This window comes from Acinetobacter sp. Tol 5 (assembly GCF_019702905.1).
GTDB lineage: Bacteria > Pseudomonadota > Gammaproteobacteria > Pseudomonadales > Moraxellaceae > Acinetobacter > Acinetobacter bereziniae.
Genome location: NZ_AP024708.1, coordinates 3,600,947 through 3,613,073 on the forward strand (window position 1 = coordinate 3,600,947; position 12,127 = coordinate 3,613,073).

Annotated in this window: 9 protein-coding genes; 4 read left to right on the plus strand and 5 right to left on the minus strand. The window is 36.3% G+C overall.

Features of this window, described 5'->3' with window-relative positions; all coding sequences use genetic code 11:
• Positions 1–405 precede the first annotated feature (405 nt).
• Positions 406–747: a hypothetical protein gene (locus TOL5_RS16815; RefSeq protein WP_004828092.1), complete on the plus strand. Its 342-nt coding sequence runs from the start codon at positions 406–408 to the stop codon at positions 745–747.
• 103 nt (positions 748–850) lie between these two features.
• On the opposite strand, the gene TOL5_RS16820 is transcribed toward TOL5_RS16815, so the two are convergent.
• The gene (locus TOL5_RS16820) at positions 851–1,372 is read right to left on the minus strand and encodes an acyl-CoA thioesterase (RefSeq protein ID WP_004828090.1); all 522 of its coding nucleotides are present in this window, start codon (positions 1,370–1,372) and stop codon (positions 851–853) included.
• A gap of 387 nt (positions 1,373–1,759) precedes the next feature.
• A complete protein-coding gene (locus tag TOL5_RS16825) occupies positions 1,760–2,746 on the minus strand; it encodes a patatin-like phospholipase family protein (RefSeq protein ID WP_151780950.1) in 987 nt (328 codons plus the stop codon).
• 141 nt (positions 2,747–2,887) lie between these two features.
• Between TOL5_RS16825 and chrA the strand changes: the two genes are divergently transcribed.
• The gene (chrA, locus tag TOL5_RS16830; RefSeq protein WP_199995804.1) at positions 2,888–4,096 is read left to right on the plus strand and encodes a chromate efflux transporter; all 1,209 of its coding nucleotides are present in this window, start codon (positions 2,888–2,890) and stop codon (positions 4,094–4,096) included.
• Positions 4,097–4,144: 48 nt separating this feature from the next.
• On the opposite strand, the gene gltS is transcribed toward chrA, so the two are convergent.
• Together gltS and TOL5_RS16840 are read right to left on the minus strand one after the other, a co-directional pair.
• A complete protein-coding gene (gene gltS, locus TOL5_RS16835) occupies positions 4,145–5,380 on the minus strand; it encodes a sodium/glutamate symporter (RefSeq protein WP_004828084.1) in 1,236 nt (411 codons plus the stop codon).
• A 516-nt stretch (positions 5,381–5,896) separates the two neighbouring features.
• Positions 5,897–7,141, minus strand: coding sequence for a DcaP family trimeric outer membrane transporter (locus tag TOL5_RS16840; protein WP_004828082.1), 1,245 nt, complete (start codon positions 7,139–7,141; stop codon positions 5,897–5,899).
• Between the two features lie 1,238 nt (positions 7,142–8,379).
• Here TOL5_RS16840 and prs point away from each other — a divergent pair.
• A complete protein-coding gene (prs, locus tag TOL5_RS16845) occupies positions 8,380–9,273 on the plus strand; it encodes a ribose-phosphate diphosphokinase (protein ID WP_199995805.1) in 894 nt (297 codons plus the stop codon).
• A 46-nt stretch (positions 9,274–9,319) separates the two neighbouring features.
• On the plus strand, positions 9,320–10,816 hold the full coding sequence (locus TOL5_RS16850; protein ID WP_198114420.1) for a nicotinate phosphoribosyltransferase: 1,497 nt from the start codon (positions 9,320–9,322) through the stop codon (positions 10,814–10,816).
• A 50-nt stretch (positions 10,817–10,866) separates the two neighbouring features.
• Here the strand turns inward: TOL5_RS16850 and TOL5_RS16855 are convergent, their stop codons facing one another.
• Complete coding sequence (locus TOL5_RS16855) at positions 10,867–12,084, minus strand: hypothetical protein (RefSeq protein ID WP_198114421.1); 1,218 nt, start codon at positions 12,082–12,084, stop codon at positions 10,867–10,869.
• Positions 12,085–12,127 lie beyond the last annotated feature (43 nt).

Here is a 12,127-nt window from a genome sequence, read left to right on the forward strand (position 1 = left end):
TTTTAAATCTGTTCTCATAAGTGCTCCAAATAATTCTCAGTATGATTCAATCACTGTTTTTAAATAATTTTTATTAGGCATTCACTATAACCCAAATTCGCTTAGTTTATATGCATAAAAAACAGATCATGAGGATAGAGCACTTAGATTAAATTTAAACCGCCCACATTTCTGATTTTAAAAAAGCGCTGTAAGGCTGTCACTCATCAATACAACAAAAAAATTATACTCGTTGAGACGCTCACGGTTATATTTTAGTCTCAATATTGCTCAATGCTACAGTTTGTTATTGTGGCGAGTATCCACTGATAATTCGGCTATAATACTTCGGTCTCAAATGACACGATTCAATTTGGGAAATTTATAAATAAAATCTGTGAAATAAAGATCAAAGAGGAAAACTCTATGTTAAAAAAATTTATAGGTCTTGGCTTATTAAGCATATTACTGACAGCATGTGGAAAACCATTGCCTGTAGACAAGCAAAATTATTCGGGTACTTGGCAAAGTGAGGATGGTCGTGTCAATTTGATGATTACTCCTGAAGGGCGCGTTGAATATAGCAATAAACAACCGAATTCAAGCTCATCTGTATCTGCTCCAATTTCTAAATTTGAAGGCAATAACTTTAGTGCTGGCGTTGGACCTCTCTCAACAGAATTTAAAGTTTCACAAGCACCTCAACAAACCGCTGAAGGATCTTGGACAATGACTGTAGATGGTCACGTACTCAACAAAGTGAATTAATCAACAGATTGATATGATCAGCAAATCTTGTACTGATGCTGTTTTAAATACATTGATAATCAAAAATAAACCTCTGTAATCAGAGGTTTTTTGTTGTAAGCAATTAATTGTGCGATGACTTTTTATAAATACTGCAAGAAGGATGATGGTTTTCTTGCAAACGTGCAACTTTACGATGCTCCGCAGCCTCAAAACGACAACGTTTCCAATCATTATCCAAATTCAATGCAGGAATTTGTTTTGGTTTACCATTTTCATCAACCGCAACCATGGTGAAATAACAACTGTTGGTATGACGAACCGTTCTTTTCTGAATATTTTGAGCTTCCACTCGGATACCAATTTCCATTGAAGTACGACCAACATGGTTGACACTTGCTAGAAAGGTGACCATCTCACCAACATGGATCGGTTCTTTAAAATTAACTTTATCTACAGAAAGCGTAACAACATAACTACCAGAATAACGGCTTGCACAGGCATAAGCGACTTGGTCAAGCAACTTGAGGATGGTTCCACCATGTACATTACCTGAAAAGTTTGCCATATCTGGGGTCATCAAAACGGACATGGTTAATTCTGACTGGTCATCTGTAGCTGGGATCAATTGATCTAATGGAGACATCGTATTCTAGACTCTATTTTAGGCAGGAGATTTGTGACTATTATTATATATCTTTTCTACCAAAAAACATGCTTAATTCGGCAATTGACCATTCTCTCAACTTATGACTAAAAACATCTTCATTTATTTGGAATATAGCTTATTGGTTTATCAACTATTTTTGAGATTGATGACATCTTGTAGGCAATAGCCGTTTCAAACAGTATTGCCAAACTGACAAAAAATTTTGAATTTACTTAGGTGAATTGGGCAATTAAATGAAAACCTGATGTGACCTCATGCAATTGAGCATTTGATTGCTCCATTCAAAACACAATAATACGGCGCTATCCGATCTAACTGTATCTCTACACAATCTAAGTATGACGAAAAAGTATAAATTAAACTTTAATTCTGTACTTGATAATGCTGCGAAATATTTTCAGGACTTTTCTTACTGGCAATAACAACCTCTAAATCATGAATACGTTGATTGGCAGCATCAATACCCGCTTGCATGGTATCTTGACGACCTTTCACATCAAAGATATGCGCTTTTTCTCTTAAATCAGGCTGAATCACAATATCTGCATTTTTTAACTCTTCAGCAGCCAATTTGTTTTGCATAATATTAATATTTTGATTAAACAAACCCCAAACATTGGTTGTTTCTGTATTGGCAGGCTGTGCCAAAATATCAACAGCAATGACCACATCCGCACCTAATTCTTTAGCAATATTGACAGGTACAGGACTGACTAAGCCACCATCCACATACTCTTTGCCGTGTATCATGGTCGGAATAAACATACTTGGAATTGAAACAGAAGCTCTCACCGCTTGCCCTGTGTTGCCATAATTAAAAATGGTCTTTTCGCCATGCTGTAGTTCTGTTGCGACCACATACATCGGGATTTTCATTTTTTCTAAAGGCATTTGATTGATTTGTTTGTTGACATAATCTTCAACTTTTTGCCCATCAAAAAAGCCTTTCATGCCGATCTTAAAGTCACGCACATCCCCCACTTTCATATCTAAAGCGATTTGACGTAATTGTTCAGCTGATTTGCCACTGGCATAAATTGAACCGACAATACTGCCCGCACTGGTTCCCACAATAAAGTCAGGTTTAATACCGTGCTGTTCCAATACCTCAATCACGCCAATATGTGCATAGCCACGAGCGCCACCACTCCCTAAAACGAGTGCAATCACCGGTTTTTTCTTTGAGGACTGTTGGTATTGATAAAAGCTTTTGTCCAATCTAGAAGATGCTTCAGAAACTGGATGAATTGACGCCCCTGTAGCCTGAGAATTTCTTATAGGTGAGTGCGTACATGCAGCTAAAGAAAGACTACAAAACAAAGAAATTAAAACTTTATTTAACAATAACATATATTCTCAGATCAGGGCATAATCCAAATGTGCATGTATCTAAGCATACTTTTTATGATATTGCTGTTGTATTTATTTAAACTGTCATCATTTCTGGCTATATTATAAAAATCTTTGAGCTTAAAATAACCCTATTGAAAAATGCCAAAACTAATTGATATCTTTTGGATTTTCTTAAAATTAGGCTGTACAAGTTTTGGTGGTCCTGCAGCACATTTGATCTTTTTTAAGCAGCATTTTGTTGAAAAGAAACATTGGCTGAATGAGCAACAATATGCCCAATTACTCGCACTCACCCAATTATTACCTGGTCCGAGCAGCAGTCAAATGGGCATGGCGATTGGATATTTACACCAACGCCACTTAGGTGCAATTGTCGCTTGGCTAGGATTTACCTTGCCTTCAACACTGCTTATGTTCTTTTTGGCATATTTTATTCAACAACATTATAAGATTTCAGCAGCCTTATTTTCTGCAATACAGTCGATCATTCTTGCCATCATTATTTTTGCGTTTTGGCAAATGTTCAAAAGTTATTGTAGAACTAAATTACAATTTCTGTTGATGTCCCTGAGCGCCATATTACTTCTTATCTTTTCAAATGCTTGGATTCAATTTGCAATCATTTTTATCAGTGCGGTACTGGGTATCTTTATTCATAAAGTAATCTCTATTCAGCCTTCAAAATCCGTTGTTGAACACGAGACTGAACATATCTTCTTCCGATCTGTATTCGCTTTACATCATCACAGTATAAGCTGGCTGGTCATATTTATTTTAATTTTTTTCGGACTGTGGTTAGGCACCCTTTTCTTTACATCTACAGGAGCAATGACTGCATTTAACCTTTATAAAACGGGTGCTTTAGTGTTTGGTGGAGGGCATGTTGTACTTCCAATGTTGTATCAAGATTTTGTGCATACAGGAATGATTAGTCAGCAAAATTTTGAATTTGGCTATACCTTGGCTCAGTTTATGCCAGGTCCGCTATTTACTTTTGCCAGTTATATGGGTTCATTTTTACCACTCAGCCCATTTCCACTCTTCAATGCATTGATAGCAACCTTGTTAATTTTTCTACCCTCCTTCTTCTTCATTTTTACAGCATTGCCCTATTGGTCAAAACTCATCAGCAATGTTCACATTCAAAATTCAGTCACTTTAATCAATGCCGCTGTGGTTGGATTTCTCCTCTCGATCATTGTGCCAATGGCAGAAAAGAACTTGAATCATCTACAAGACATATTCAGTACTGTGCTGATGTTATGTAGTTTAAAACTGAACATTTCGATCTTTATCAGTGTGCCTATTATTTTATTACTGCGTTATATGTGGAATACGATGGCATAAAAAAGCCAGTGATTCACTGGCTCAATACAACATTATAAGACAATCAGATTAAGCAATAAATTTAAGAATCAATTGAATCACTGTCGCATTAATTAAATCGACAAAAAAAGCACCGCATAAAGGAACGATTAAGAATGCTTTATGTGAAGGACCGTACATATTGGTAATTGCTTGCATATTGGCAACCGCTGTTGGTGTTGCGCCCATACCAAAACCACAATGACCTGCTGCTAATACGGCTGCATCGTAGTTTTTCCCCATGACTCGGAATGTCACAAATGCTGCATACAAAGCCATTGTTAATGTCTGAGCAGAGAGAATAACGACTAAAGGACCAGCTAAATCAGCCAATTGCCAAAGCTTTAATGATAATAAAGCCATTGCCAAATAAAGCGATAATGCGGCATTTCCAAAAACATCAATCGCGCGATCGAACATTTTAATGCGTAGAACACCTTCTAGTACATTACGAAGGATAACCCCTCCAGCAAGTGCCCATACAAATGTTGGTAATTCAAACCACTGCCCTTTACTATATCCTGTCATAAACTCAGCAAAAGCCAAACATGCAGCAAAAAGACCTAAAGTCGTAATTGCATTATCTGCTGTGATCAAACGAACTTGATGCGGATACTCGAATGGAACATATTCACCCAGTTCAGTCACTGCTTGCTGATTGGTTTCATCCACTTCTTTTTGTGTCTTTGGACTAGACAATTGGTAGCGGTTGATTAGCAATTTTGCCAATGGACCCCCGATAATACCACCAATAATCAAACCAAATGTCGCACTTGCCATACCCAATGCCAATGCACCTTGTATGCCATGCTGAGTTTCAAGGATTTCACCCCAAGCACCCGCAGTACCATGACCACCCGTAAGGGTAATTGATCCTGCAATCAAACCAACAAGCGGGTCTAAGCCGAGTGCAGTGGCTAAGCCCATTCCGACAAAGTCTTGAACCACGATAAATGAAGCAACACAGACAAGAAAAATGACTAAGCCCAAACCACCTTCTTTTAATTTAGCAAAATTGGCACTTAAACCTATTGATGCAAAAAATACCAACATAAAACTGGTTTGTAATTCACTGCTGGTGGTAATGCTATAACCCCATATATTGTGTACCAACAATGACAGAATTGCGGCAACCAAACCACCTGCGACAGGCTCAGGAATATTGTATTTACGCAAAAACTCAATTTTATTAACAAGGAAGCGCCCCAATAACAATACAATGACTGCAGCAATCAAGGTATAAAAGGCATTAAAAGAAAATTCCATAATAATTATCCATGCTTAGGCTATATTTTTTGCTGTAAAGTGATGCCATTTCATCCTACTAAACTTTGTAATCACTTAAGATTAGCGGTTACTAAATCACCTGATAGACACAACAAAAAAATAAAATAAAAGGCAGATTTTCAATCTTGAAAATCCAAAGATTTTTAGAAAAAATAAACTAAAGATAGACTGAATTACAATGCTGCAAATATTTAGAAAAGAAAATGGTCATGATGTTACTCCTATTATTGATAAAAGATCATTTCATCAAACAATGAGAAATACAGTCCTGATAAGTCGTTCGCTCTACAGAACAGGCCAAAACATGTGATTTATCTATCCGACAGCATCAACATGTAAAAAAAAGAGCGTCAATTATGCATTTTTTTTGACAAATGTCTAACTAAACATTTAAAAAATTTTGTTATAAAAACTATCTTTGGCAGACTTTATTGATGCCATTAAAATAGAAAAGCCGAGGAAAAATCCTCGGCTTTTCAATCACTAATGTCTAAATTAGAAATTATATTTAGCCATTAAGCCCACACGGTTATCTTTATATGATTGACCTGCAAAAGTTTCACGCTTACCGTTGATATACTCGATACCCAAATCAATTGGTTTCGCTGGTGAGTAAATCACGTTTAACCATGCTTGTTGAACTTTCTCATTTGCAGATTGGTTCGCTTTTGCGAAATCAGTGCCATTGTCAGCAAACAATGCACCATACGCTAAAGTTGAACGCAAGTTAGGTAAAATTTTATAAGTACCACCCACTTGAACTGCAGTGAACTCATTCTGTTCAATATCACCATTTACCACAGAGTAAGCACTGTTACTACCGTATAAGTAGTTACTGTTACCTACAACATAAGAAGCATCAGCAAAAAGTTTTAAAGGATCTGCAACTTTAAAGTCTGTACCTACACCAATACCCCAGCCTGTTTTATCTTTACGGATATTGTTGTCTTTATAATTCTCCACCAAAACACGTGCAGAAGCGTTACCGTTACCACCCGCATATGATTGAGTTACTTTACCAGTTAACACAGGAAGACTGTATTTAATTGCAGTACCAGTTATGCCAGCACTATTACCTTCTTCAGCAGCAACCAATAATTTTGTAGTCGGTGCTAGGTTATATGCATAACGAACTTGCGGAATACGTGTCGTACCACCACCTAAGTTAGTTGCAAAGTCAATCATTTCTGGCGCATGGCTAGACAAGAAGTTAGACGTTGTTTGACCGAATAACCAATTGTTATAAGTTAAGTAAGCATGACGAATACGAAGGTTTTCATTCACACCATTACCCGCAAAGTCAACTTCAACTTTACCACCTACTTTTGCATCGCCTACAGGTGTATTAAAGTCTAAACCGATACGCGTAGTTTTCGCAGTAGCACGTAATTTATCTTTCGCTTCACCCGTCGTTGCATTCACTTTGTTGAAGTCATCGTCTGCACCCTCGATGATATAGTTCGCATCACCACGTACAAAACCGTAAATGTTAATGTCAGCGCCAGATTTTGATTTCAAACCTGAAGAAGCTGATGCAGGTGCAGATTCAACTTTAGACTCGACCAGACGAACTTGCTGTTGCTGTTGTTGAAGCAATGCTTTTAATTCTTGAACTTCATTGCGTAATTGTTGAATCTCTTGGCTGTCAGTAGCAGCTTGAGCTGTATTTACCATCAAAGCAGTGACTGTTAATGCTAAGCTTTTGATAATAAATGACTTGCGGTTTGTGAATAGACTCATGAAATACTCCTAGCCTTATTTATGATGTGCATCCGTACAATTTGACCTTTTAACCCCAGAACTTTGCTAAAAAATCAATTTTTCTTGTTTTCTTCAGTAGTCTCTCAAACACCACATTAAAAAAACATTGCACATATATGCTTGCTATTAAATTATGAAAGCGTTGAAACTAAGTTAAAACCCAAAAGTAACAATTTGTGTATAATTATTACACTGTTGTAATCTAGCCTAACTCAACCCCTTATTTAAAATCAGTTTTACCGAATAAGACTTTGATTTCAATTCTTTTTTCAGATTAACATTTCTATAATTATTATATAATCGGGGGGTTAGCGAAATCTTGACAAACGTCAGTCGCTCAATATACGACTATCGTATATAGTCTAATTGATGGAAAACCAAGCTTTATAGGGAAAATTAATAGCGACAATAACGTTCAAATTGTGGATTCAATAATTACAGGTCTTGCTTGATTATTTGAAATGTGTTGTTAAATGAGGGCTCAACGATAACAAATTCTTTCAAACACTCTTAGGGTCTGCGGACATTTCATAAATGGCTTGCGTTGTGGGTTAAAATTGAGCAGGCATGAGGAGTATACTCCGCAAGGAAATGAAGAGAATAGCGAGACTATTTTTAAATTTCATAACGTAGCCTGAGATAATTTTAACCACAACCCTGAGCAAGAACAAAGCACTGCTTTGTTTGCAGCGCAAGGCGTAGCGGGGACTAGCGTGTTTTGTGTCGCTTCGTCGTTCCCTTGCGAAACAGTGTTTCTCATCATTTAGAATGACTAAATTTCGTATTTCGCGCCTAGTATCGCCTACAAAACACACCTAGTCGCAAACATAGACGAATTGTCCACAGCCCCTAATATCTTTGCTACTTTTTACAGCCTTAGAATGTTTCGCTGATCATAAAAATCATTTCAATCAAAATTTATTGTTATCACTTTGCCTTAATCTCATTGCTCATCCCTCTAACACTTCTCTGTACTTAGAAAATATAGTGCTTTTAGCTTAGTAAGCCTTCATTCAGTTGTTGTGTGAACAACGCTATTTATTAGCAAACTTCGTAAAGGATAAAAATTATAAATAACAGAACTTTAATCCAATATAAATCATCATGATCCATTTTTATTTTGCTTTGTAATCTTTTGTAAGTGGATCTTGTTAATTAAAGTGTCTTTATGACACTATATATGTATTGGCAATAAGCCACTTTATGAGAGTCAATTCATGTCTATTCAAATTCAAGATTCAAAACAGAACCTGATTCCTGTACAGACGATCCAATTTGCGGGTGGTGAAAGACATATCCAAATTTCGGCAGAAATTTTGAATACCTTGAAAGGTACAATGCAAATTCAAGCAAAAATTACCAATAGCCAAGAGCTCATAGATTACTTATTGCTCGAAAATGTATTGCTCAATCAAGGTTTAGAAATTGATTTAGAAATCCCTTATTTCCCTTATGCGCGTCAAGATCGCATTTGTGCAACTGGACAAGCTTTTTCATTAGAAGTTATGACAAAGCTATTAAATATCAACAATGAAAAGTTTCCGCAGCAACGTAAATCCATCAAAGTCTGGGATGCTCATAGTGGTGTGACAGAAAAACTTTTGCATGAAAATACACACTTTTTTGACATTGAAAATGTCCAGCCTAGTGAAATAATTTTAAAAAATGAAATGTTAGCGAAGCTTTTAACAGCAAAGAAAACGGTTTTAGTCTGCCCAGATGCAGGTGCAAAACAGCGTACAAAGACAATTGCCAGTGCTGTAAATATATTTCGTGATCGTGAAATTGATCTGGTCTTTTGTGAGAAACGACGCGACCCTGTCACTGGAAAAATCCAAAATGCTCAGGTCAATGCAAAAGATTTATCGGGTAAAACCGCAGTCATTACTGACGATATCTGTGACGGCGGTGCAACGTTTATCGGCATTGCACAAGAGTTAAAAAAATTAAATTGTGAGCATGTGATTTTATACGTTACACACGGCATTTTTAGTAAGGGCTTACAAGTATTCGATGGTTTAGTCGATCAGATTTTTACTACAGACAGCTTCCCTCAAATCGAAAATCCAAAACTTAACGTTATTAAATTCAGCCGTTTCAGTACATTGTAATTATCAAATTTTAACTGCCTAATTTTAATTATCTAGGAGAACAACAATGAGCTTAAAAATTAATCCACTAAATGCCATCGATTTTTATAAAGCAGATCACAGACGTCAATACCCTGCTGGTACAGAATATGTTTATGCCAATTTTACGCCACGTTCTTCGCGTTTAGCTCAAATGCTACCTGATTTTGACGATAAAATCGTGTTCTTTGGTTTACAAGGTTTTATCAAACATTTTTTAATCGAAACATGGAATGAAGGCTTTTTCCAACAAGATAAAAACAAAGTGATCGCTGCTTATAAACGTCGAATGGACAATGCCTTAGGTGAAGGGGCGATTCCAGTCGATCACATTGAAGCCTTATATGACTTAGGCTATTTACCAATTCGGATCAAAGCCCTAGCAGAAGGTAGCCGAGTCAACATGAAAGTTCCTGTACTGACTATTGTAAATACCTTACCTGAGTTCTTTTGGTTAACCAATTATTTGGAAACTGTACTCAGTGCAGAATTATGGAAAAGCTGTACCACTGCAACTATTGCATTTGAATACAAACGTTTACTTACAGCGTATGCGATCAAAACTGGCGCACCTTTAGATTTTGTTCCAGTTCAAGGACATGATTTTAGCAGTCGTGGAATGAGTGGAATCTATGATGCAACACAAAATGGTGTTGGTCACTTAACCAGTTTTATCGGTACAGATGCCGTCTCAGCGATTGATTATGCCGAAGAATATTACAATGCAGACGGTATTGTGGGAGTTTCAGTTCCTGCTACTGAACACAGTGTAATGTGTATGGGCAGTGAAGATAATGAAATTGAAACATTCAAACGTTTGATCACTGAACTTTATCCATCTGGCGTAGTCAGTATTGTGTCAGATACTTGGGACTTTTGGCGAGTCATTACAGAATTCACTGTTGAGTTAAAAGATGAAATTCTTGCTCGCCAGCCTAATGCTCTGGGTCTTGCCAAACTGGTTTTCCGACCTGACTCTGGAGATCCTGTAAAAATCATATGTGGTGATCCTGAAGCACAAGTTGGCAGCCCTGCCTATAAAGGTGCTGTGGAATGTTTATGGGAAATCTTCGGGGGGACTAAAACAGACCGAGGTTATAAAGTGCTCAATGAACGTGTTGGCTTGATTTATGGTGATTCGATCACCTTAGAACGCGCTTTAAAAATTCTGCAAGGATTAGAAGCCAAAGGCTTTGCTTCAAATAATCTTGTGTTTGGAATTGGTAGTTATACGTATAACTATTTAACTCGCGATACTTTTGGCTTTGCAGTAAAAGCGACTTGGGGGCAAGTAAATGGCGTTCCACGTGAATTGTTTAAAGATCCTGCGACAGATTCTGGGATTAAAAAGTCAGCTAAAGGTCTACTTCGTGTTGAAAGATCCGAAACAGGCTTTGTATTGTTCGATCAACAATCGCCTGAGCAAGAACAACAAGGTGAGTTAGTCACGGTATTTGAGAATGGTCAATTGATTCAAGAATGCGCATTGAATGAAATTCGTGAGCGTTTAATATCAAGCCTATAGTATTAAAACCAAGCATTCAGTTTAGGATAAAACTGAATGCTTAAACTAAACTATTGAAAAACACCAGCAAAATAGAAATTCCCATTAATGGTATCTGAACCTATTTTTACACTATTAAAGGTAAAATTTTGCTTTAGGTGATCTACACTCAAGCCTTTACAACTTGTATTTCTGTCCCCACATAAAACTGTATCTTCACCCTGTGTATAGACTAAGCTTAGATGTCCTTTTATCTCTTGATTAATTGTAAGCTCTCCATAATTTTCAAACTCAATTTGATACATTTTTTGATCATTTATTGTTTGAGCATACGTACTCTTATACCTTGGCACTAATTGAATTGACTGGTTTAAGGTTAAATTATATTGATCAAATGGCACATACACATTTGAACTTAAAATTTTAATTTTCTCTGCATCACTTTTTAAAATAATATTGTCTAAATTGAGTTCGAATCCTTTGTTAGAATTAGACCAAATCTCATTTGCTAAGTCTGAAATAGTATAAGTATCTGTGCCATCTAACACTCTGATCGAAATTGCATTTTCAGAATAAGTATTGAGATACTTTCTTATTGATAAAAATATTGTTTTATCGTCTTTTTTTAAAACTAACTCCTTATCAGTCCAATATAGCTTACCCTCCAAGCGAGTATCAAATTCTGCATAACTTTCAATATTATATTCTTCACTATCGTAAATCACTTTACCTTGAACTTTTACAATCGGAAAGCGATTAGTTTGAAAAATTGGCCAATTACTTTGGGCAAAGTAATTTAATTCTCCTGTGATTAAAACAGATTTAAAACCATTAAAATCTTTTAATTCTGAAGCATCTCCACGATAGTATTGGTTTGGCGCATCTTTAAATATAACTTGGATGTGTTTTTTTTGGTTCAATTCTTTAATTGAATAGTTTGTGTTTGAAGAGCAATCATAAAGTGGAAAACAAAAAATAAATTTTACATCTTGCGTATCAAAGTCTTTAAACAGCATAGCGAGTTTAGCCTTGTTGCCGTGATTCAGTTCAACAGCAGAAAAGTCAGAACCATTTTTATTCGCAAAACTAGCAGATGTAATTGGTTGATTTCCTATCGCTGAAATTTTATAAGTGAGTTGGGAATCATCAAAGTTTAAAGTTTGGTTAATTCCCTCACCTTTAATTGTTATATAGCTAGAATGATTCGCTGTCCCAATAGAATTATCACTTCCACCACAACCTGACAGCAATAATAAACTCACTGCCGAATACATCACGATTTTTTTCATTATCCATTCCTTATAAGGATATTTATTAAGTTTTTATAAACAA